We start from the raw sequence: 20,516 nt of genomic DNA, 5'->3' as shown, positions 1-20,516 counted from the left end.
ATCATGAGTACCACTATTCCCACCACGCCTGGGTCAGGCCGGGCAGCCGCAGACGCCCGCCGCGGCACGCTCGCGCGCTTCTTCTCGCGCTTCGTGCCCTCGGGCCGCACGACCGTCATCGGTGTGCCGTTCATTTGGCTCACGCTGTTCTTCGCCGTGCCGTTCGTGCTCGTGTTCAAGATCAGCTTCGCCGACCAGATGATGGCGGTGCCGCCCTATACGAACCTCGTCCAGATGAAGGACGGCGTCGTGCACTTCGCGCTGCAACTCGGCCACTACGCCTTCCTGCTGCAAGACGACCTGTACATCGCCACCTACATCAGCTCGCTGAAGATGGCGGCCGTCTCCACTATCTTCTGCCTGCTGATCGGCTATCCGATCGCCTACTACATCGCGCGCTCGAATCCCGCCACGCGCAACCTGCTCATGATGGGCGTGATGCTGCCGTTCTGGACGTCGTTCCTGATTCGCGTGTACGCCTGGATCGGCATCCTCAAGGACGACGGCCTGCTCAATCACACGCTCATGGCCATCGGCCTCATCCATTCGCCGCTGCGCCTCTATCACAGCGACGCGGGTGTCTATATCGGCATGGTCTATTCGTACCTGCCGTTCATGGTGATGCCGCTCTACGCGCACCTCGTGAAGATGGACCTCACGCTGCTCGAGGCCGCCTATGACCTCGGCGCGAAGCCCTGGGTCGCGTTCACGCGAATCACGCTGCCGCTCTCGAAGAACGGGATCATCGCGGGCAGCCTGCTCGTGTTCATTCCGGCCGTGGGCGAGTACGTGATCCCCGAACTGCTCGGGGGCGCCGACACACTGATGATCGGCCGCGTGATGTGGGACGAGTTCTTCAACAACATGGACTGGCCGATGGCCTCCGCCGTCACGGTCGCGATGGTGCTGCTGCTGCTCGTGCCGATGGCGCTCTTCCAGCACAACCAGGTCAAGCAACTGGAGGAAGGCAAATGATCAAGCCCAACCGTACGCTCTCCACCGGCGTTCTCACACTCGGGTTTCTGTTCCTCTACATCCCGATCATCAGCCTCATCGTCTACTCGTTCAACGAGTCGAAGCTCGTTACGGTGTGGTCCGGCTTCTCGCTGAAGTGGTATGCCGCGCTGCTGCAGGACGACGAGCTGCTGAGCGCCGCCTGGCTGTCGCTGAAGATCGGCCTGATGACGGCCTTCGCCTCCGTCGTGATCGGCACGTGGGCCGGCTACGTGCTCGCGCGCATGGGCCGCTTCAGGGGCTTTGCGCTCTTCGCCGGCATGATCAACGCGCCGCTCGTGATTCCCGAAGTCATCCAGGGCATTTCGCTTCTGCTGCTGTTCGTCGCGATGGAGCAGTTCCTTGGCTGGCCGAAGGGCCGCGGCGTGCTGACCATGTGGATCGGCCACGTGATGCTGTGCGTGTCGTACGTGGCGATCATCGTGCAGTCGCGCGTGAAGGAGATGAATCAGTCGCTCGAGGAGGCCGCGCTCGATCTGGGCGCGACGCCCTTCAAGGTGTTCTTCGTGATCACGCTGCCGCTGATCTCGCAAGCGCTCATTTCGGGCTGGCTGCTCTCGTTCACGCTCTCAATCGACGACCTCGTGCTCTCCGCATTCCTCTCGGGCCCGGGCTCGACCACGCTGCCGCTGGTGGTGTTCTCGCGCGTGCGTCTGGGTCTGAATCCGGAGATGAACGCGCTCGCCACGCTCTTTATCAGCGCGGTGACGATCGGCGTGATCGCGGCCAACCAGATCATGGCGGCCCGCGAGAGAAAGCGCCTGCGCGACATGCAGCTCGCTTTCGTCCAGCCCGAGCCCGCCGAAGCCCTGACGCCGGCCGCCCCTGCCGGCGCGGTGGGTGCGCCGATTGGCCGGCGCGCGGCGTGATGGCGCCTGTCGAATAACGAACACATTTAGCGGGACGGTGTACGCCGCCCGCCGTCCCGTACCCGCACGTTGAAGTAGCTGCAATAACGACCAACAAGGAGAATTTCAATGAAGAAGAAGTTAATCTGTCTGCTGGTGGCCGGGGCGCTGCCAGGGCTCGCGCTAGCGGACTCGACCAGCGATCAGATCAAGGCCCTGCAGGCGCAACTGAACGCCCTGCAAAAAGAGGTGAAATCGCTCAAGTCTGAACTGGCGCAATCGAAGACGACAACGAAGGCCGCAGCCGCAGGGCCGGTCGTCCCGGCCACCGCCGCCGCTCCGGTCGTGGACATCAGTTCGCCCGATTACGGCAAGGCGCAGGCGAACCTGACCAACGACCAGGTCGATGCGATGAAGCAGCAGATCGCGAGCCAGCAGCTCAAGGTCGATTCGCTCACCGACGCCGCCAATACCGGTCCGCTCGCGGGGCTTTCGATCACCGGCTATATCGACCCGACGTATATCTACAACCGCGCGCCGGGCACCTCGTCGTTCCTGTTCGCGAACCATACGGGCGCGTATAACTACTTCAACAGCACGTTCGGCGATGTCTACCTCGACATCAAGAAGACCTTCGGCGTGGGCCCGATGGCACCTTCGGCCGAAATCACGCTCATGCCCAACCGCGGCAACGGCATCACGCTGCTGCAGAACGAGCATGGCGAGATCGGCAACAACATCCTGAATACCGCGGTCGTCACCGTGCCGGTGACCTCCACGGGTACGTTCGTCGCCGGTCTCATGCCGAGCTTTGGCGGCTACGAGGTGCAGCAGTCGAACCAGATGCTCACGCTCACGCACAACCTGCTCTACGATTTCTCCGATCCGGGCAGCTATGTGGGCGTCGGCTGGAACTACACGCCGGACGGCAGCCAGTGGGCGTTCAAGTTCATGGTTGGCAACGAGCAGTACCGCACCAATGGCGCGGTCGTGCAGACGGGCCAGAACGCGCTGGGCGACCCGATCACCACGAGCAACAAGATCCCGACGTTCACGGCGCGTGCCGACTACACGTGGTCGAGCGCACTCGATATTGGCGGCTCGTTCAACATTGGCCGCCAGACGCTGCCGAGCGCATTCGACTCGACGACGGGCCAGGCCGTGTACGGCGTGGGTGGCCAGGCATCGAGCTCGGGCGGCTACTTCTTGTTTGGCGAAGTGGATGCGACCTACACGCAGGCGGACATCCAGTACAACGCCGAAGTCGATTACGGCCAGCAGCAGCGCGCGGCGTTCAACGGCGGCAACGCGCAGTGGTACGGCTTCTCGCTGCTCGCGCACCGCAAGTTCAACGCGCCGGTGGTGGGCCGCATGGGCGTGACCGCACGCTACGACCTCCTCGTCGACAGCAAGAACGGCGGCGGTGGCGGCGGCATCGTGCTGAATTCGAATGGCATGGACACGGCCAACGGCTTCGGCATTGGTGCGGACTGCCTGGCGAATTCGCAGGCGGGCGGCGGCTTCGGCTTCGAGTGCAAGGGCGCGACGCGCCAGGACGTGGCGCTCGACCTGCTGTTCTTCCCGACGCAGCAGATCACGGTCAAGGTGGAATACCGCCACGACTGGGCCACGCAGCGCGTGTTCCTGCACGACGACGGTTCGTACGGCAAGAGCAACGACTTGCTGGGCGCGCAGTTCATCTACTCGTTCTGATGAAGTTGGGGCGGGCGGCGGCATTCAGGGTTCCTGGCCGTCGCCCGCTTTTTGTTTCTACGCTCTCTTTATGCTCAAATTCGCCAATCAGCCACATGCCCCGTCCTGGTACGCGGCCACCGCCAACGACACCACCGCGCACCCTGCGCTGGAAGGCGCGATCGACGCCGATGTCTGCGTGGTCGGCGCGGGCCTCACGGGCGTTTCCGCCGCACTCAATCTCGCCGAACGCGGCTATCGCGTCGCGCTAGTGGAAGCGTCGCGGGTCGGATGGGCCGCAAGCGGGCGCAATGGTGGACAACTGATTGGCGGCTTTGCCTGCGACATCGACACATTTGCGCAGTTCATGCCCGAAGCCGAGGTCCGTCAGGTCTGGGACATGGGCCTCGAAACACTCGACATCGTGAAGCGCCGCGTCAAGCAGCACAATATCGATTGCGCGCTCACCGAAGGCTATTTCACCGCCGCCAACAAGGCGCGCGACGTGGATTCGCTCAAGCGCTGGCGCGACGAGGCGGCAAGCCGCTTCGGTTACGACCGCTTCCGTTACGTCGATGGCGGCGGCGTCGGGAATTACGTGCAGTCGTCGCGCTACGCGGGCGGCCTCTACGATCCCGATAGCGGCCATCTGCATCCGCTCAACTACACACTCGGCCTCGCGCGCGCAGCGCTCGAAGCCGGCGTGCGCGTGTACGAGAACAGTCCCGTCACGCGCCTGCGCGAAGAAAACGGCGGGCATGTAGTCGAAACCGCGCGTGGCAACGTGCGCGCGAAATTCGTTGTGCTCGCATGCAATACGTATCTGGGCGATCTCGCGCCAACGCTCTCGCGCAAGATCATGCCCGTTGGCACCTATGTGATCGCGACCGAAAAGCTGGGTGCCGAGCGCATGAACGCGTTGATGCCCGCTCAGGCTGCCGTATGCGACAGCCGCTTCGTGCTCGACTACTTCCGTCCGGCGCCGGACACGCGTCTGCTTTGGGGCGGGAAAGTAAGCTATTCCACGTTCGCGCCGCCTAATTTGGGCGAAGCCATGCGCCGCGACATGCTGAAAACGTTTCCGCAACTCGCCGATGTGAAAGTGGATTACGCGTGGGGCGGCTACGTGGACATCACGATGAACCGCGCGCCGCACTTCGGCCGCCTCTCGCCCACGGTGTATTTCGCGCAGGGCTTCTCGGGCCACGGCGTGAACACCACGGGGCTCGCGGGCACGCTGATCGCCGAAGCCATTCACGGCCAGGCCGCGCGCTTCGACCTGTTCGGCAAGATCCGTCACCGCGATTTCCCCGGCGGCGCTACACTGCGAACCCCTGCCCTCGTGCTCGCGATGGCATGGTATCGAATGAAGGACCTGCTTTGATGACACTCGACCTCGACGCCCAGGCGGACGCTCTCGCCCGCCACTCGTACTACGAAGCCACCGCCACGCGCCCCGCCGACGACGACCCCGTGCTGGAAGGCGCGCTCGACGCCGACGTGTGCGTGATCGGCGCGGGCTTCGCCGGGCTGTCGGTCGCGCTGGAGTGCCGTGCACGCGGCCTTTCGGTGGTGGTGCTCGACGCGCATCGTCCCGGCTGGGGCGCCTCGGGCCGCAATGGCGGCCAAACGCTCGTGGGCTTCGCGAAAGACGAAGTGCTCGAAAAGCAGCTCGGCGCGCAGGGCATACGCGCGGCGTGGGCGCTTTCCATCGAAGGCGTGAGCCTCGTGCGCGAGCGCATTGCGCGCTACGGCATCGATTGCGATTTCACGCCGGGCTATCTGACCGTCGCGACGAAAGCCAAGCGCGTGCCCGATCTGCGCGCGTGGATGGAGGCGGCGCGCACGCGCTGGGGTTACGACCGCCTCGAATGGCTCGACACCGACGCCACGCGCGCCCGTGTGGCGTCGCAGCGGTATATCGCGGGCGTCTACGATCCGGTTTCGGGGCATCTTCATCCGCTCAAGTACTGTCTTGGCCTTGCTGCCGCCGCGCGCCGCGAAGGCGCGCAACTGTTCGCCCATACGCGCGCGCTCGAAGTCGTGCGCGGCGAGCGGCCCGTGGTCAAAACCGCGCGCGGGGAAGTGCGCTGCCGCTTCGTGGTGTCGTGCAGCAACGCTGCGCCGGGCGGCGTCTTGCCAGGCGCCGTGGCCGCACGCATTGCGCCGATCGCGTCGTACATCATTGCGACCGAACCGCTCGGGCGCGAACTGGCCGACTCGTTGATCGCGCAACGTGCAGCCGTGTGCGACAACAACTTCTTCCTCGACTATTTTCGCGTTTCGGCGGATGACCGCATGCTGTTCGGCGGCCGCGCCGATTCGACTGGCGCCGCGCCCGAGCGCCTGACCGCGGCCATGCAAACGCGCATGAGCGACACGTTCCCGCAACTCGCCGCGGCGCGCGTGGAATACGCCTGGGGCGGCTTTGTCGATGTCACGCGCAACCGCGCGCCCGACTTCGGCGCGATCGACCCGAATTATTACTACGTGCAAGGTTTTTCGGGGCACGGTGTGGCGCTCACGGGCATTGCGGGGCGTCTCGTTGCGCAGGCCATCGTGGGCGAGCGCGCCTCGTTCGATCTGTTCGCGCAACTGCGGCACGCGCGCTTCCCCGGCGGCCCCGCGTGGCGGCGGCCCGCGCTCGAAGTCGGCATGCTGTATCACCGTGTAATGGAAATGTTCTGAAGCGGCACGCTCTGCACGTTCTTCCTGCCTGTTATACCCTTGCGAAAGTCCGCCGCGCTCGCGCGGCGCACGCACTTCTTCTGCTTGAATCGCCTTTTCGCCAGGAGCAACAGCAATGGATTACGTCAGGTTCGGCTCGACAGGGCTGCAGGTTTCGCGTCTTTGCCTCGGTTGCATGACTTACGGCGTGCCCGAGCGCGGCACGCACCCATGGACGCTCGGCGAAGAAGCCAGCCGTCCGCTCATCCGCCAGGCGCTCGACGCCGGCATCAACTTCTTCGACACCGCGAACACGTACTCGGACGGCACCTCTGAGGAGATCGTCGGGCGTGCGCTGCGCGACTTCGTCAAGCGCGACGACATCGTGCTTGCCACGAAAGTGTACAACCGCATGCGTCCCGGTCCGAACGGCCAGGGCCTGTCGCGCAAGGCCATCCTCACGGAAATCGATCATAGCCTCAAGCGCCTGGGCACCGATTACGTCGATCTCTATCAGATCCATCGCTGGGACTACGACACGCCGATCGAAGAAACGCTCGAAGCGCTGCACGACGTGGTGAAGGCAGGCAAGGCGCGTTACATCGGCGCTTCGTCCATGCATGCGTGGCAGTTCAGCAAGGCGCTCTACACGTCGCGCCTGCACGGCTGGACCGAGTTCGTGAGCATGCAGGACCACGTGAACCTGCTCTACCGCGAGGAAGAGCGCGAAATGCTGCCGCTGTGCGCCGATCAGGGCATTGCCGTGATGCCGTGGAGCCCGCTCGCGCGCGGCCGCCTCACGCGCGACTGGAACGAAACGAGCGAACGCGAGGCAACCGACAAGTTCGGCAAGACGCTCTATGGCGCCGACGCGGACAAAGCCATTATCGATGCGGTCGCAACCATCGCGCGTACGCACAACGTCTCGCGTGCACAGGTCGCGCTCGCGTGGCTGCTGCACAAGCCCGGCATCACTTCGCCGATCATCGGCGCCTCGAAGCCGCAGCATCTCGAAGACGCCATCGCGGCCCTCTCGCTCAAGCTCTCCAGCGAAGAGATCAAGACGCTTGAAGCGCCTTATCTGCCTCATGTGATCGCGGGTCATCAGTAAGCGGCGAGACCGCCGCCAGACGTTCGTGCACGATGCGCGCGAGCGTCTGCATGAGCGTGTCGGCAACGTGCGGCGGCGTTTCCGCATAGCCGAGCAGGAAGCCGTTGTAGCGCGTGGCGTCCGGGGCATCGACGCAATACGCGCTCAACGGCGAGAGATGCAACCCCTGCGCGCGCGCCGCTTCACTCACCTCGGCGTCGCTGAGCGGCGCGTCGAGACGCACGCTCAAATGCATGCCGCCCGCGTCTGCCGACACCGTCATCATGCCGGCCAGATGTTTGTCGATTGCCGCGACGAGGCCGTCGCGGCGCTCTTCGTAAAGCTTGCGCATGCGCCGCAAGTGGCGCGCGTAGCGCCCGCTTTCGATGAATTCCGCCAGCGCCAGTTGCTCCGCCACGCGACCCTGGCGCATGAGCGTGTGATGCGCCTGCGCGAACTGCGCCGCCACACGCTGCGGCACGATCATGAAGCCGATGCGCAGGGCCGGAAAGAGCGTCTTGCTGAACGTGCCGAGATAGATCACGGGTGCGTCGTCGGCCAAGCCCTGGATCGACGGCAGCGGCGGTCCATCGTGGCGCAGCTCGCTGTCGTAGTCGTCCTCGACGATCCACGCGCCGCACGCACGCGCCTGCTCGATCAGCGCGAGCCGCCGCTCGAGGGTCAGCACGCAGCCAAGCGGATACTGGTGCGACGGCGTGAGATAAACGAGGCGCGGCGGCCGCTCGCGCCAGTCTTCGGCGCGGGCCGCCATGCCCGCCGCATCCACGCTCATTGGCACGAGCTGCAGCCCCGCAGCGGCAAACGCCACGCGCGCGCCGAGATAGCCGGGATTTTCGATCCACGCGCGTTCGCCCTCGTCCGCGAAGAGACGCGCGCACAAGTCGAGACTCGACTGCGTGCCGTCCGTGACGAACACCTGGCCGGGCTGGCAGCGCACGCCGCGTGACACCCGCACATATTGCGCAATGGCCTGGCGCAGCGCCGGCATGCCCGCACTGTCGCCATAACCGAGATCGTGCGCACGCAACTCGCGCAGCGCGCGCTCGACGGCGGCGCGCCATTGCGCGTACGGAAACGCGTCGAGCGCGGGCACGCCCGGGCGCAGCGCCTTGGGACCATCGCGGCCCATGCGGCGCGGCGGCAGGTTGCGCACGCGGCGCGCGAGCGCAGGCGCGGGATCTTCGCGCAGCGCGGACTGCGCAGGCGTTGCCGCCGCAGTGGCATTGACCGCGTTGACGACCGAACCGTGGCGCGTAGCGCTGACAAAGCCCTCTTCCACGAGCCGCTCGTAGGCATAGAGCACGGAATTGCGCGCAATGCCGAGTTGCTCCGCGAGCGCACGGCTCGACGCGAGGCGCGTGCCGCGGCCAATGTCGCCGTCGAGAATCGCGCGGCGCAGGCTCTCGTAAAGCAGGTCCTGCTGCGTAAGCTTGCGCACGGCGCGCTTCGCATAGGCCGCCATCATCAACGCGTAGTCCAATCCCGTGGCTCCATGGTCTTCGATTTCGGTGGGACTAACAATGGTGCCACAAGTCGCTTACGCTTGGGGGTTTGGGCAAGCCTGCAAACAAGGAGACAACGCATGACCGACACGACGCTTCAAGTTCGCGCCGTCGCACCCGACGATTTCGATGCATGGCTGCCGCTTTGGGACGGCTATAACCGCTTTTACGGCCGCTTCGATGCGACCGCGCTGCCGGAGCACGTGACGCGCACAACGTGGTCGCGCTTCTTCGACGGCTACGAGCCCATGCACGCCTTCATCGCCGTGCGCGGCGAGCGCGTGCTCGGTCTCGTGCATTTCATCTATCACCGCAACACGATTCTGGAAGGGCCGATCTGCTATTTGCAGGATCTCTTCACCGTGGAGGATGCACGCGGCCAGGGCGTGGGCCGCGCGCTGATCGAAGCCGTGTATGCGCACGCGAAGGCGTCGAATTCGTCGCGCGTGTACTGGCACACGCACGAGACGAATCACACGGCAATGCGGCTTTACGACGACGTGGCCGTGAAGCCTGGCTTCGTCATGTACCGCAAGGACGTTTGAAGCACCTCAGGCAAGATCCTTGAGCAACGAGCCGCGCACTTCGCCGTCGATGGTCTGCGTCGGCACGCGGTAATTCGGATGATCGCAGCCTATCGTGAGCGCGGCGCCTTCGCGCAGCCGCGTTTTCATCTGCGGCGTGAGTTCGAAACGCACGAAGTGCACCGCCGAGGTCTTTTCAGCGTTTTCGCGTTCGAGGTCTTCGTCGGCGATCGCGTAGACGGGCGGCTCGCCTTCCACCTGAACGAACACCTTGTCCTCGATGCCGATGAGCCGCGCGAGCGCCGCGCGCCGCTCGACTTCGCTTTCATATTCGAGCTGCATGGTCGCCTTCAGGTTGCCGCCGTCGGGCACGAGCGGCAAATAGGCCGCGAGTTCGCCCTGAATGCCGTCTTCGTCGAAGATCTTTTCGATGTGCAGCATCTCCTGGATCTGATAGCGAATCGTGGTTTCGTCCTCGAACAGGAACGTGAGGTGATTGCCGAGCGGCACCGCGCGCTGCTTCTTGTGTTCGATGATGCGTTTGCGCATATCGCCCCGCACGCGGGCGTAGGCTTCCAGCGTCAACAACGAATTTCTCGCGATCGTCATGAGTCGTGCCTCGTGTAGGTGGCGTGCTGGCGTTGGAACCTAGATGCCATAGGCGCGGCGCAGCAGGGTAATGGGGTGCGCGAGCGGCGGCTCGCCTAGCTGGTTCTCTTCAATGCCCTGCGCAATGTGATGCCCCGCAAGCTGGCAATCGGACGAAATGAAGTTCGGCTGGGCCTGGCCCATCTGCTTGAAGACGGGCGTGCCGATCTTCATCGACATGGCGTGGAATTCCTTCTTCACGCCGAACGTGCCCGCGTGGCCCGAACAGCGCTCGAACACCGTTACTTTCGTCTCCGGCACGAGCGAAAGCAGGTCGAAGGTCTTGCGGCCAATGTTCTGCACGCGCGCGTGACACGGCACGTGATACGACACGTTGCCAAGCGGCGCGCGGAAATCGGTCTTGAGCAGGCCGTCGCGATGACGCGCCACGAGATATTCGAACGGGTCCCAGAACGCGTCGCTCACGGCTTTCGTGTTCGCGTCGTCAGGGAACATCAACGGCAGTTCGTGCTTGTACATGAGCACGCAGCTCGGCACCGCGCCGATCAGCGCGTAACCGTCGCGCGCGTAACGCGCGAGCATCGGCATGTTCTGCGACTGCTTGTGCGCCACGCCTTCCAGATTGCCCTGCTCCAGCAGCGGCATGCCGCAGCACCATTCGCTCTTCACCAGCTCGTAGGGGATCTCGTTGTGGTCGAGCACGGCGAGCAGATCGTGGCCAATGCCGGGCTCGTTGAAATTCACGTAACAGGTCGCGTAAATAGCGACCTTGCCCGGCGTGCGCTCGCCGTCGCGGACCTCGCTCGATGCCGCGCGTTTTGCAACGTTACGAAACTTGTGCGTCGCGAAGTCGGGCAGCCACGCTTTGCGGTCGACGCCCAGCATGTCTTCCATCGCGCCACGCATCGCCTTCGTGTGATTGATCGCGTTGACCGTTTGCGTGACAACGGGAATGCCGGCGATCTGACCCAGCGCGTCGGTGTTCGAGAGCACGCGGTCGCGCAGCTTCACTTCGCCCTTGCGGTAGTGAACCGCTTTGGCCCGCAGCATGAGATGCGGAAAGTCGACATTCCACGGATGCGGCGGCACATAAGGGCACTTCGTCATGTAGCAGAGATCGCACAGATAACACTGATCGACGACCTTGTCGAACGACGCCTTGTCGACGTCGTGCGCTTCGCCGCTATCGGTTTCGTCGACGAGATCGAAGAGCGCCGGAAACGCACCGCATAACGACACGCAGCGCCGGCAGCCCGCACAGATATCGAACACGCGCGCGAGTTCCGTATCGAGCTGGCCCTGGTCGTAAAAAGCGTCGGAGCGCCAGTCGAGCGGATGGCGCGTGGGTGCTTCGAGACTGCCTTCCTTGTGGGGCATGACGTCTCCTTCTTTTATTTATCAGCTAAATACGCGGCAGGGCGAGCGCGCGCGTACGCGCGCCGGTGCTTGCCCGGCACGCGAAACAAAAAGCGCGCGCGTCTCAGGTGCGTGCCGCGAAGCACGCGTCGATGCTCAATCCGCCAGTACTTCCAGCGCCTTCGTGTAGCGGTTGGCGTGACTGCGCTCCGCCTTGGCTAGTGTTTCGAACCAGTTCGCGATTTCGTCGAAGCCTTCGTCGCGCGCGACCTTGGCCATGCCGGGGTACATGTCGGTGTATTCATGCGTTTCGCCTGCAATCGCCGCCTGCAGATTCAAACGCGAACTGCCGAACGGCAGCCCGGTGGCCGGGTCGCCTACCGCTTCCAGATATTCGAGGTGGCCGTGCGCGTGGCCGGTTTCGCCTTCGGCGGTCGAGCGAAACAGCGCCGCGACATCGTTTTGTCCTTCTACATCGGCCTTGGCTGCGAAATACAGATAACGGCGGTTGGCCTGTGATTCACCGGCGAATGCATCCTTGAGGTTCTGTTCCGTCTTCGAGCCCTTTAGCTGTGACATCTGTGCCTCCATGGTTCGACCTGAAATGTGGGGACGCGACGCAATTCGCCTTCGTGCAATGCAGCATGGGTGGGCGACTCCGCCGCACTATTAATCTAGGTTGCGGCGTTTGCGTTCCCAATTGTGAATTTCAATCCTCGCGATAGCGTAGCCGGGTTTACTCGGGCACCAACGTGCATAAACGGGGCCAGTCCAGGCACGCACTGTGCGCGCGACGATCTGTCCTGCACTCTTCACTTTGCGCGCGAGCGGAGTCGTCCTAGACTTTGAATTTGCCGACGCACCCGATCAACTTTGCGGAGATGCCATGCGACTTACGATCCTGATCAACGGTTCCGATCCGACCGTCAATCACGACTATGCAGTGCTTTGGCTCGACACCGACCAGCAGCGCTGGTCCCGCGAGTCTCACGAAGGGATCGACCTGCCAGAATGGGGTGAATTGCGCGACGTGAATGGTGTCACGTCGCTATGCGCGCCGCTCGAAAACGAGCCGCTGTGCACGCTACGCGGTCTGCACGTGAATCGCCGCCAGGAAATCAGTTCCGCACACGGCGACGCGACCTGGTCGTGCGAATCCTCACACTCGCCGATGGAAGGCCAATGGCGCCTCCAGGCCGTGGACCGCCAGATGGTCCACGCCGAGCATTCGCTTTTTGCAGGCTGAATGGTGGTTGATGACGTAATCGATTGAATCCAGGCGGCATCATTTGCCGCCGCGCTCCTCGCGCAGCAACGCAACGCTGCCGCGCTCATTGCATCTGATTCTGTTTCACGTCTTGCTTGCGCCCGCCCACCCGGCGGGCGCGCGTTTTTTTGCGCCGCGCTTTCCTCCCGCCTTCAAGTGCGTCCATGCGCCCGCTATACTTTCAGCCCGCTTTATAGCCCGCTCGATACCACCCCGTTCCCGCCAGCCCCCTAGATGAAGAAGCTGTTCGCCTCACTGATTTCCTCGCTGGTGCTCGCCGCCGCCAGCCACGCTCACGCCGCGCCGGCCTGTTCGCAATTCGTGCCCGGCGGCCAGTTCCCGACGCTCACGAATCAGCGCATGGCGCCGAAGACGCGCATGCTTTGCTACTCGGATTTCGTCGTGCTGCATTCGGGCGTCACGCACGGTCCGCTGTGGTCCGCCGAGCATCTCACGCGCGATCACCTCGAAGCCGCGAAGGACATGACGCGCACGAACCGCTTTTTCGAAGACGACCGCCTGCCCGAAGGTGAAGGCGCGACGCTCGCCGACTACAAGCGCAGCGGTTTCGACCGCGGCCACATGAGCCCGGCAGGCAACCGCTGGAATGCGCAGGCGATGGCGGAATCGTTTTCACTCGCCAATATCGTTCCGCAGAATCGCGACAACAACCAGCGCCTTTGGGCGCATATCGAAACCGCCGTGCGCAAGCTCGCATCGAAGTATGGCGAAGCCTATGTCGTGACCGGCCCGCTCTTCACGGGCGCGCAGTTGCAGACCATCGGCGCGACGCGCGTGCTCGTCCCCACGCAGATCTTCAAGGTCGTGTACGTGCCTTCGCAGCAGCTCGCGTTCGCCATCGTCGCCGACAATACGGCTGTCGACCGCTATGACGTGCGCTCGGTGCGCGATCTCGAAGCGCAGAGCGGCATTGCGTTCCCGGGTATTCCGGCGGATGTCGCGGCGAAGGAAAAGGTCTCGTTCAACGGCCGCGGCTTTGCCGTGAGCAAATGGGGCTGGTAACTGGGTAAGGCGGTGGCGGCGCTGCTGAAGCGCTAGATATCGAGCCGCGAGACTTTCGAGCCTTCCAGCGAAACGCCCGCCATCAAGCCGCCGTTCGTCAGCACGAACGCTTCGATGGGATTCACCGCCGTCGAGGTATCGATCTTGCCGTTGGCGCCCATTTTCACGAGCGCGACGGTGGCATCCGCGCCCGCGCTCCAGCCGCTGCTGCGCTTGAAGCGGTCGAGCGAGGAGCGCGTCATGAACGCATAAACGACGGCGCGCGACTGTGCGCCGATCTGGGCGCCGAACGAGCCGCCCATCGTCGTGAAGTAGCCCAGCGTGCGGCCTTCCACGCGCAGCGCGCCGCGTCCGTATTCAGCGCCAATCACGAAACCCGCGCCTACGACTTCTGGAAACACGAGCACGCCACGCGCCTTGGCGATGAGTTCACGCGCGCCCGGCACGGTGCGATAAAGGCGCGCGAGTGTTTCGTCGACGCCCGTGTCGATCTCACGGCGCGCAACGGCATTCTCGGTAGCGGGATCGGCATCGGCGGAACCCGAGGTCGTCGTGCAGCCCGCGCTCGCCGCGAGCCATCCGGCAACGGCCAGCGAGCCGGTGAGGAATTCCCTTCTCTTCATCTTGATTCGGTATCCTGCGTAATTATTGAGGTGCCTTGGGCAACTGTGCGAGCGGATCGACGGGCTTGCCGTTCTCGCGCACCTCGAACATGAGGGTGGAGATGCCAGCGCCGTCCGTGCCGCTCACGGCAATCGCCTCGCCCTGCTTCACCGCGTCGCCCTCCTTCACGAGCAGCCTGGCGTTGCGCCCGTAGGCCGTAACGAGACGCGCGTCGTGCTTCACGATGACGAGCTTGCCGTACGCCTGCATGCCACTCCCGGCATAGACCACGCGCCCCGACGCCGCTGCTTTCACCTGTTGGCCCGGCGGCCCGGCGATCACCACCCCTTTCGATTTCCCCTTGAAGGGCTGCGCAACGCTGCCCTCGATCGGCCAGATGAAGCGGGCGTTGCTGCGCGCGGCGGCGGGCTTCGGTGTGACGGCGGGCGGCGCGCTCGCTGCGGTGGCCGTTGCGGTTGCGGGCGTGGTTGCCGGTTTGGCCGCTTGCGCGACAGGAGGCTTCGCGGGCGTAATCGCGGGCGCGGCGGCGCCTGCTGTGGCGGCGGCGGGCGGTACAACGCGCAAGAGTTGCCCAACCTGGACCTTGCCGTCGGCGGGCAGCTTGTTCCAATTCACGAGGTCGGCGGGGCGCTGGCCCGTGGCTTTCGCAATGCGATAGAGCGTGTCGCCCGACTTCACGCGATACAAGCCGGTGGGGCTCGGTTCAGCGGCGGCGGCGGACCGGGCGGGCAACGTCGAAGCGGCAACCGCCGGAGGCGGCACGGCGGTCGTCGTGACGCCGGTGTCCGCGGCCGTTCCGGCCTCGTCGCTTGCTGCGGTACGCCACGGCGTGATCGTGCAGCCGCTCAATGTGAATTCAAGCGCGATGGCCAATGCGAGCGTCGCGCCGACTGCGACGCGCGAGGCCGTGGCGCGCTGCGTGGCCTCTTGATGCTGGCCGCGCATCGTCAGGCCTGCGGAGCGGCGTTGTCCGCCGTGTCCGCTCCCGCGTTTTCAGATACCTTATCCAGAATTCCCATCGATGACTCCCTTGCTCGCACTGAAACAGACCGTCCGCGCTTGCGGGCGCGGGTGCGTCATCATCGTTGGTTTGCCTGTGGATGCCGTGGTTTAGCGCGAGCGAATTGACCTGCATCAGCGCGCGCGGCGTGTATGCGTGTGGCTTTGACATTGACGTGACAAGTCCGCCACAAACTTAGGCAGAAAAGACGAAGCGACAGACAGCAATCGATGAAGAGAATTGAAGGTGGCGCGTCAGGCTCCCTATAATGCGGGCCCCGACATCGCGCCGCTACCAGGGGGCGCGCCCCCGTCACGCAGAAGGAGGATCAAACGGTGTTCGACCCATACGCAAACGACAGCGACGTGCTCAACGTACAAGGCGACGCACTCACGCTCACGAACGGCACGACGCGCGTGACGCTTGCCGGCACGCTGGAGCTCACGCGCGACAAGCGCGGGCTCGCCGCCGCACTGGCGCTAAAGGCGGCGCTCGACGACGTCGTGAAGAAACTGCAGGCCGAGCCGCACTTGCCCGCGAAGGTCGCCGACGAGCCGGACGAGAAGCCCGGCGTCGTCGACAATCCGTTCAATTGATGACGCTTACGCGCAGCGCGCGTTAGAACGGCTTGCCTTCGCTCTCGCTCCAGGCGCGCGCCATGAGCGTGTTCGAGGGCAGCGTTTCATCGAGCAGCTTCTTCGCGCTTTGCGCGCCCGCGATCGGCAGGCCGGTGGGGTCGATCGCGCCGATCTGCGCGAGCACCGACGCCTGGTCCCAGTAGATGTGCTCGTTATAGAGCTTGTTGCCGCGAAAGCAGATCACCGCAAGCATCGGCACTTCGAAGTATTTGCCCGTGGGGGCGAGGCCTGGCAGCAGCCAGTCGATTTCGCGGTCGTGCGTGCAGCAGAAGATGAACTCGTCCACCACGCGGTCCGAGCCGATCGTGCGCGAGATCGGAATCAGGCGCGTGTCTTCCGGGTTCGAATGCACGAAGTGGTGCGTGTAGAAGCGCTTGAGCTCGTCGTGGCCCACACCGCCCGTCATCGTGGGAATGTGGTTGACGTAGGGTTGCGCGACCATCGTCGGCATCACGTCGCTCGGGTTGCGCGCGACGAACTCGTGATAGCAGTGCTCTTCCCACAGCGCGTTGAAGTCGTAGATCGGGCCAAGCACGCGGCGCAGCATGGCGAGCGTGCGCGAGTACGCCATCATCGTAGCCGGCTTGTTGTACTGCGGGCGGGCCGGCGAAGCGAACGCGTGATCGCAGCCCGGGTACGTATACAGCTCGACGCCCGGCTTGCCCGAGAGCGCCGCTGCAATGCGTTCGCGCGCGGCGGCGTCGCAGTAGGCGTCGTCGGCGCCGAAGTGCAGCATGAGCGGACGCGTGATGCGCGCGGCTTCGTCCAGATTGTTTTCGAGCCCCACGGCGTAATAGCCGATCGCGCAATCGACATCGGTGCGCGTCGCGCTCAGGTACGCGAGCTTGCCGCCCAGGCAGAAACCCACCGTGCCGACCTTGCCGCGATGCTGCGGATGCGCGCGCAGCGCGGCGAGCGTTTGCGCCACGTCTTGCATCGCGAGGTCGACATCGAAGCGCTCGTAGAGCGAGAACGCCTTTTGCGCGTCGGCGCCTTCGTAGCCGAGATCGACGTTCGGCTCCAGACGCCAGAACAGGTCCGGCACCATCACGACGTAGCCTTCCTCGGCGTAGCGGTCGGCGAGCGCGCGCATGTAGCCGTTGACGCCGAAGATCTCCTGCAGCAACACGAGGCCGGGGCCGCTGCCCTCGGGGGGCAGCGCCGTGTAGGCGCGAAATTCGCCGCCGTCATGCGACTTCACCTGGGTCCATTGTCCGTTCATTGGTGTGTCTCCTCCGTTCGTCCTGGTTAGTTGCGCTAGGTTAGCGTCGATCTCGCGCCGGTGCAGCGTGCCGAACCCTTCACGCCGCGCCGAAACCGCCCGCCACCGCGAGCGGCGGCAACGGCGACTCGCCGCGTATCCACGCGTACTGCGCCAGCTCGGCCATTTCCTTGTCGCCGCGGCTGTCGCCATAAGCGTATAGCGTGGCGGGCGCATGCTTGCCCCACCACGCGCGCAGCCGCGCGACCTTCTCCGGGCCCCAGCAGTTATTGCCCGCCAGATGGCCCGTGTACACGCCATCGCGCCATTCGAGTTCGCTCGAAAGCACCGTGCCGATGCCAACCGTCTCTGCCCAGACGCGCAGATAGATCGACGGCGACGCGCTCACGAGCACGACCTCGTGCCCGAGCGCCTGGTGTTCGGCAACGCGCGCGAGCATTTCGGGGCGCAGCAGCGCGGGCAAACGCCGCTCGACGAAGCGCTGTGCAGCGGCTTCGAGCGCCTCGCGCCGCACGGGCCCCATGGCGGCGTACAGGAAGCGCGCCTTGGTCGGCCCGCGCGGCGACCAGCCGAGCGGAACGCCGATCAGCGAAGGCAGACAGCGCAGCGCGGCGGCGGCGAAGCGGGCGGGGCCGGCGGCGTCGAGCATGAAGGCGCGAAAGCTGTCGGTCGTGGTGATGGTGCCATCAAAGTCGAATGCGGCGATGACGCGGTCGTTCATGAAGCGATATCAGCAGTGCGTGGAAGAGAAAGGCGACGCGTCCGGGCGCGCCGAACGCGCGTCATTGTCGGCGCAAACGCGATGTCGCTGCAAACGCAGTGCGAGTGCTCCGTTGATATTGATGTAATTCGTCAACGTGAATCGATATGGACGCGTATTGATGCTGAAACATTGGCGTCACTGTGCTTGTGTCGCGAGGCCCGCGGCATCGACGATCTCGATTTCGCCGTAGCGCAGCGCGAGCCACCCTTCGCGCTCGAACTGGCGCAGGATCTGGTTCACCGTTTGCCGCGAGAGCGCGAGCATCAGCGCGAGATCCTCCTGCGGCACGTTGATCACGAGGCGCGAGCGCGCCGCGCCGTGCGCGGCGGCCGCCTCCCCGTACTCGTTCGAGAGCAGCAGTAACCGGCGCGCCACGCGCGCGGAAGCGCCCAGCAGCGCGCTTTCCTCAATGGCGTCGAACGCCAGCCGCAGCTTTTGCGCGAGCAGCAGGCCAAACGCGTGCCAGTACGCAGGCGTTGCGTCGAGCAGCGCCACGAGCGCCGCGCGCGGCACGTGAAACAGCGTGGCGTCGCGCTCGGCGTAGGCGTCGTGCGTGCGCGCGCCGCCGTCGAAGAGCGTGATCTCGCCGAACCAGTGTGCGGGCCCCACCACGGCGAGCAGCGCCTCGCGGCCCGCCACGCTTGCCGCCCCGACGCGCACCGCGCCTTCCAGCACGCAGTAAATGCCGTCGTCCGGGTCGCCACGCATGAAGAGACGCTCGCCTGCCTGCAGCGTGCGCACGCGCCCTGCCGCGCGCAGCGCGTCGCGCAACGGTGCGGGCGCGCCGCGAAACCACGCGCTGCGTTCGAGCGCGGCGGCGGACGGTGAACTGGCGGTGGTTGGCGGGCTGGAACGTGAAGTCATCGGGGCAGGGCAAGCGGGCCAGGCGGCCCACAAAAAGCGGCGCAATCGGCGCAATTGTCGGCTAGCCGAAGATTTGCGCCCGTAAGCCCGACGATCATAATGATTTTGGAGACAGAGAGACAGCCATGCGTAACCTGACCGAGCAACTCACCCAGTACGCGGCGTATCACCGCGACGCGCGCAACATCGGTACGCATTTCGTCGGCATTCCGCTCATCGTGCTCGCGCTTGCGGTGCTGCTTTCGCGCCCGGCAATCGCGCTAGCGGCGTTTGGCCTGCCGGTTCCGGTGTCGCCTGCGTGGCTGCTGTTCGGCGCTGCAACGATCTACTACCTCGTGCTGGACGTGCCGCTCGGACTCATGATGGCGGTCGTCTCCGCCGCGTGCGTGGCGTTCGGATCATGGCTCGCGCAGCAAGGCACCGCCGCGTGGCTAGCCGGCGGCGTGGGCCTGTTCGTGGTCGGCTGGATCTTCCAGTTCGTCGGGCACATTGCGTGGGAGCATCGCAAGCCGGCCTTCGTCGACGATCTCATCGGCCTCATCATCGGCCCGCTTTTCGTGCTCGCCGAAGCGCTGTTCAGCTTTGGCTGGCGCCCGCAGCTGCGTGCGGCTATCGAGGCGAAGGTGGGACCTACGCGCATCAATCCTCCGCGCACCGAGCAAGCGCGGCAGTAGCCGGCCGTTGGAAGACCCTCAGCGTTCGAACCGTATGAGCCGCGCCGCGTGCACCGCCGTGAGCGCGACGGCGAGCCAGATCGGCACGTAAGTCCCGAGCTGGCGCATGCCGAGATGCTCGCCCAGCAGCGTGACGGAAACGATGACGAGCAGCACCGGCTCGACATAACCGAGGATGCCGAAGAGCGCCATCGGCAGCAGCCGGCTCGCTTTCAGGTATGACGCAAGCGCGACGGTGCTGAGCAAGCCGAGTCCGGGCAGCAGCACGAAGGCGAGAAACTTGTGCGCGTCGAGCAGCGCGAGCGAGCCGCCCGCGCGCACTTCGAGCACCGCCACCGGCACGAGCAGCAGCATCTCCACGGCAAAGGTGACGAGCGAGTCCGCGTGAATCTTGCGGCGCAGCACGAAATACGGCGGATAGCCGAACGCGACGAGCAGCGTGGGCCAGGAGAACGCGTGCGTGGCCCACAACTCGTGCACCACGCCCACAGCGGCGCACGCCACGGCGAGCCATTGCAGCGGTTCGAGGCGCTCGTGATAGTAAAAGCGCCCCACCAGCACCATGATGAGCGGCAGCAGAAAGTAGCCGAGCGACACCTCCAGCATGCGTCCGTGTAGCGGCGCCCACAGAAACACCCACAGCTGCGAGCCCAGCAGCGCGGCGCTCGCCACCAGCGCGAGCGCGGTGCGCGGCTCTCGCACCATGCGCGCGACGAGCGCACGCAATTGCGGCGCGCGCTGGCGCAGCACCAGCAGGGCCAGCGCGCCAGGCGCGGTCCAGATCACGCGCCACGCGAAAATATCGAGGCCGCCGAGTGGCGCGAGCAGGAGCGTGTACGCCGACATCAGCGCGAACAGCGCCGAAGCGCCCACGGAAAGCGCAATACCGCGCCCGGGTTCGTACTGGTTCATCGGAACACGCGGGTAAGGAAAGCAAAAGCGGAGAGATCGCGAGCGGCGCGGCGCGTCGATTTCGCGCGCGCGGGTAAAAACGTTGTCATTTGAATTGGCTATTGAATAAGGCGCGGGCCGGCGTTGCCGTCGGCGAGACCGCATTCTAGTCGCGTTTTGACGGCGGCAGGCGGCGCAAACCCGTGCCGGACAAGGCGGGCACATGC

The 20,516-nt window shown here is 65.0% G+C and carries 21 protein-coding genes; 11 read left to right on the top strand and 10 right to left on the bottom strand.

What is annotated here, in order from left to right:
* The first annotated feature begins 3 nt into the window (after window positions 1–3).
* The 6 genes from U5A58_RS13595 to U5A58_RS13570 all read left to right on the top strand — a co-directional run bounded on the left by U5A58_RS13595 (window position 4) and on the right by U5A58_RS13570 (window position 7,332).
* The gene (locus tag U5A58_RS13595) at window positions 4–975 is read left to right on the top strand and encodes an ABC transporter permease subunit (protein ID WP_158760833.1); all 972 of its coding nucleotides are present in this window, start codon (window positions 4–6) and stop codon (window positions 973–975) included.
* On the top strand, window positions 972–1,883 hold the full coding sequence (locus U5A58_RS13590; protein WP_321911647.1) for an ABC transporter permease subunit: 912 nt from the start codon (window positions 972–974) through the stop codon (window positions 1,881–1,883). Before U5A58_RS13595 ends, U5A58_RS13590 begins: the two co-directional genes overlap by 4 nt.
* A gap of 108 nt (window positions 1,884–1,991) precedes the next feature.
* Complete coding sequence (locus U5A58_RS13585; protein WP_321961797.1) at window positions 1,992–3,575, top strand: DUF3138 family protein; 1,584 nt, start codon at window positions 1,992–1,994, stop codon at window positions 3,573–3,575.
* A gap of 70 nt (window positions 3,576–3,645) precedes the next feature.
* A complete protein-coding gene (locus tag U5A58_RS13580; RefSeq protein WP_321961796.1) occupies window positions 3,646–4,938 on the top strand; it encodes an FAD-binding oxidoreductase in 1,293 nt (430 codons plus the stop codon).
* Complete coding sequence (locus U5A58_RS13575) at window positions 4,938–6,242, top strand: FAD-binding oxidoreductase (protein WP_321911653.1); 1,305 nt, start codon at window positions 4,938–4,940, stop codon at window positions 6,240–6,242. The genes U5A58_RS13580 and U5A58_RS13575 overlap by 1 nt, the downstream gene beginning before the upstream one ends.
* Window positions 6,243–6,357: 115 nt before the next feature.
* A complete protein-coding gene (locus tag U5A58_RS13570; RefSeq protein ID WP_321961795.1) occupies window positions 6,358–7,332 on the top strand; it encodes an aldo/keto reductase in 975 nt (324 codons plus the stop codon).
* Here the strand turns inward: U5A58_RS13570 and U5A58_RS13565 are convergent.
* The gene (locus U5A58_RS13565; RefSeq protein WP_321961794.1) at window positions 7,280–8,812 is read right to left on the bottom strand and encodes a PLP-dependent aminotransferase family protein; all 1,533 of its coding nucleotides are present in this window, start codon (window positions 8,810–8,812) and stop codon (window positions 7,280–7,282) included. The genes U5A58_RS13570 and U5A58_RS13565 overlap by 53 nt on opposite strands.
* A gap of 102 nt (window positions 8,813–8,914) precedes the next feature.
* On the opposite strand from U5A58_RS13565, the gene U5A58_RS13560 reads away from it, so the two are divergent.
* Complete coding sequence (locus U5A58_RS13560) at window positions 8,915–9,379, top strand: GNAT family N-acetyltransferase (protein WP_321961793.1); 465 nt, start codon at window positions 8,915–8,917, stop codon at window positions 9,377–9,379.
* A gap of 6 nt (window positions 9,380–9,385) precedes the next feature.
* Here the strand turns inward: U5A58_RS13560 and U5A58_RS13555 are convergent, their stop codons facing one another.
* From U5A58_RS13555 to U5A58_RS13545, 3 genes are all read right to left on the bottom strand, one after another.
* A complete protein-coding gene (locus U5A58_RS13555; RefSeq protein ID WP_321961792.1) occupies window positions 9,386–9,967 on the bottom strand; it encodes a DUF3501 family protein in 582 nt (193 codons plus the stop codon).
* A 39-nt stretch (window positions 9,968–10,006) separates the two neighbouring features.
* Window positions 10,007–11,344 (bottom strand): heterodisulfide reductase-related iron-sulfur binding cluster, encoded by a 1,338-nt coding sequence (locus tag U5A58_RS13550; protein ID WP_321961791.1) that lies wholly within the window; start codon window positions 11,342–11,344, stop codon window positions 10,007–10,009.
* Between the two features lie 135 nt (window positions 11,345–11,479).
* Window positions 11,480–11,902 (bottom strand): rubrerythrin family protein, encoded by a 423-nt coding sequence (locus U5A58_RS13545; protein ID WP_158760823.1) that lies wholly within the window; start codon window positions 11,900–11,902, stop codon window positions 11,480–11,482.
* 307 nt (window positions 11,903–12,209) lie between these two features.
* Between U5A58_RS13545 and U5A58_RS13540 the strand changes: the two genes are divergently transcribed.
* Both U5A58_RS13540 and U5A58_RS13535 read left to right on the top strand, forming a co-directional pair.
* On the top strand, window positions 12,210–12,569 hold the full coding sequence (locus U5A58_RS13540; protein ID WP_321911663.1) for a DUF3564 domain-containing protein: 360 nt from the start codon (window positions 12,210–12,212) through the stop codon (window positions 12,567–12,569).
* Window positions 12,570–12,824: 255 nt separating this feature from the next.
* Window positions 12,825–13,613 (top strand): DNA/RNA non-specific endonuclease, encoded by a 789-nt coding sequence (locus U5A58_RS13535; RefSeq protein ID WP_321961790.1) that lies wholly within the window; start codon window positions 12,825–12,827, stop codon window positions 13,611–13,613.
* 32 nt (window positions 13,614–13,645) lie between these two features.
* On the opposite strand, the gene U5A58_RS13530 is transcribed toward U5A58_RS13535, so the two are convergent.
* Both U5A58_RS13530 and U5A58_RS13525 read right to left on the bottom strand, forming a co-directional pair.
* Window positions 13,646–14,236 (bottom strand): YSC84-related protein, encoded by a 591-nt coding sequence (locus U5A58_RS13530; RefSeq protein WP_321961789.1) that lies wholly within the window; start codon window positions 14,234–14,236, stop codon window positions 13,646–13,648.
* 22 nt (window positions 14,237–14,258) lie between these two features.
* Complete coding sequence (locus U5A58_RS13525) at window positions 14,259–15,182, bottom strand: peptidoglycan DD-metalloendopeptidase family protein (protein ID WP_321961788.1); 924 nt, start codon at window positions 15,180–15,182, stop codon at window positions 14,259–14,261.
* A 390-nt stretch (window positions 15,183–15,572) separates the two neighbouring features.
* Between U5A58_RS13525 and U5A58_RS13520 the strand changes: the two genes are divergently transcribed.
* Window positions 15,573–15,833, top strand: a complete 261-nt coding sequence (locus U5A58_RS13520; RefSeq protein ID WP_321911669.1) for a hypothetical protein — start codon at window positions 15,573–15,575, stop codon at window positions 15,831–15,833.
* 22 nt (window positions 15,834–15,855) lie between these two features.
* Here the strand turns inward: U5A58_RS13520 and U5A58_RS13515 are convergent, their stop codons facing one another.
* The 3 genes from U5A58_RS13515 to U5A58_RS13505 form a co-directional block, all read right to left on the bottom strand.
* The gene (locus U5A58_RS13515) at window positions 15,856–17,097 is read right to left on the bottom strand and encodes a dienelactone hydrolase family protein (RefSeq protein WP_321961787.1); all 1,242 of its coding nucleotides are present in this window, start codon (window positions 17,095–17,097) and stop codon (window positions 15,856–15,858) included.
* Window positions 17,098–17,176: 79 nt separating this feature from the next.
* Window positions 17,177–17,818 carry an HAD family hydrolase gene (locus tag U5A58_RS13510; protein ID WP_321961786.1) on the bottom strand — a complete coding sequence of 214 codons (642 nt, stop codon included), beginning with the start codon at window positions 17,816–17,818 and terminating at the stop codon, window positions 17,177–17,179.
* A 177-nt stretch (window positions 17,819–17,995) separates the two neighbouring features.
* Window positions 17,996–18,724: a Crp/Fnr family transcriptional regulator gene (locus U5A58_RS13505; RefSeq protein WP_321961785.1), complete on the bottom strand. Its 729-nt coding sequence runs from the start codon at window positions 18,722–18,724 to the stop codon at window positions 17,996–17,998.
* Between the two features lie 125 nt (window positions 18,725–18,849).
* On the opposite strand from U5A58_RS13505, the gene U5A58_RS13500 reads away from it, so the two are divergent.
* Window positions 18,850–19,398: a DUF962 domain-containing protein gene (locus U5A58_RS13500; RefSeq protein WP_321961784.1), complete on the top strand. Its 549-nt coding sequence runs from the start codon at window positions 18,850–18,852 to the stop codon at window positions 19,396–19,398.
* Window positions 19,399–19,416: 18 nt separating this feature from the next.
* Here the strand turns inward: U5A58_RS13500 and rarD are convergent, their stop codons facing one another.
* Window positions 19,417–20,310 (bottom strand): EamA family transporter RarD, encoded by an 894-nt coding sequence (gene rarD / locus U5A58_RS13495; protein WP_321961783.1) that lies wholly within the window; start codon window positions 20,308–20,310, stop codon window positions 19,417–19,419.
* Window positions 20,311–20,516 lie beyond the last annotated feature (206 nt).

This window comes from Paraburkholderia sp. J7 (assembly GCF_905220155.1).
In the GTDB taxonomy this organism is placed as follows: domain Bacteria; phylum Pseudomonadota; class Gammaproteobacteria; order Burkholderiales; family Burkholderiaceae; genus Paraburkholderia.
Note: the sequence above shows the minus strand (reverse complement) of the source record. Positions and strands in the feature narration are given on the sequence as shown.

Bases quoted from the DNA above. Each gene is read 5' to 3' on its own strand.
- U5A58_RS13580 (WP_321961796.1), top strand. From the start codon at position 3,646: ATGCTCAAATTCGCCAATCAGCCACATGCCCCGTCCTGGTACGCGGCC.
- U5A58_RS13545 (WP_158760823.1), bottom strand. From the start codon at position 11,902: ATGTCACAGCTAAAGGGCTCGAAGACGGAACAGAACCTCAAGGATGCA.
- U5A58_RS13530 (WP_321961789.1), bottom strand. From the start codon at position 14,236: ATGAAGAGAAGGGAATTCCTCACCGGCTCGCTGGCCGTTGCCGGATGG.
- U5A58_RS13585 (WP_321961797.1), top strand. From the start codon at position 1,992: ATGAAGAAGAAGTTAATCTGTCTGCTGGTGGCCGGGGCGCTGCCAGGG.
- U5A58_RS13555 (WP_321961792.1), bottom strand. From the start codon at position 9,967: ATGACGATCGCGAGAAATTCGTTGTTGACGCTGGAAGCCTACGCCCGC.
- U5A58_RS13515 (WP_321961787.1), bottom strand. From the start codon at position 17,097: ATGAACGGACAATGGACCCAGGTGAAGTCGCATGACGGCGGCGAATTT.
- rarD (WP_321961783.1), bottom strand. From the start codon at position 20,310: ATGAACCAGTACGAACCCGGGCGCGGTATTGCGCTTTCCGTGGGCGCT.
- U5A58_RS13500 (WP_321961784.1), top strand. From the start codon at position 18,850: ATGCGTAACCTGACCGAGCAACTCACCCAGTACGCGGCGTATCACCGC.
- U5A58_RS13595 (WP_158760833.1), top strand. From the start codon at position 4: ATGAGTACCACTATTCCCACCACGCCTGGGTCAGGCCGGGCAGCCGCA.
- U5A58_RS13535 (WP_321961790.1), top strand. From the start codon at position 12,825: ATGAAGAAGCTGTTCGCCTCACTGATTTCCTCGCTGGTGCTCGCCGCC.
- U5A58_RS13550 (WP_321961791.1), bottom strand. From the start codon at position 11,344: ATGCCCCACAAGGAAGGCAGTCTCGAAGCACCCACGCGCCATCCGCTC.
- U5A58_RS13510 (WP_321961786.1), bottom strand. From the start codon at position 17,818: ATGAACGACCGCGTCATCGCCGCATTCGACTTTGATGGCACCATCACC.
- U5A58_RS13590 (WP_321911647.1), top strand. From the start codon at position 972: ATGATCAAGCCCAACCGTACGCTCTCCACCGGCGTTCTCACACTCGGG.
- U5A58_RS13505 (WP_321961785.1), bottom strand. From the start codon at position 18,724: ATGACTTCACGTTCCAGCCCGCCAACCACCGCCAGTTCACCGTCCGCC.
- U5A58_RS13575 (WP_321911653.1), top strand. From the start codon at position 4,938: ATGACACTCGACCTCGACGCCCAGGCGGACGCTCTCGCCCGCCACTCG.
- U5A58_RS13525 (WP_321961788.1), bottom strand. From the start codon at position 15,182: ATGCGCGGCCAGCATCAAGAGGCCACGCAGCGCGCCACGGCCTCGCGC.
- U5A58_RS13540 (WP_321911663.1), top strand. From the start codon at position 12,210: ATGCGACTTACGATCCTGATCAACGGTTCCGATCCGACCGTCAATCAC.
- U5A58_RS13560 (WP_321961793.1), top strand. From the start codon at position 8,915: ATGACCGACACGACGCTTCAAGTTCGCGCCGTCGCACCCGACGATTTC.
- U5A58_RS13570 (WP_321961795.1), top strand. From the start codon at position 6,358: ATGGATTACGTCAGGTTCGGCTCGACAGGGCTGCAGGTTTCGCGTCTT.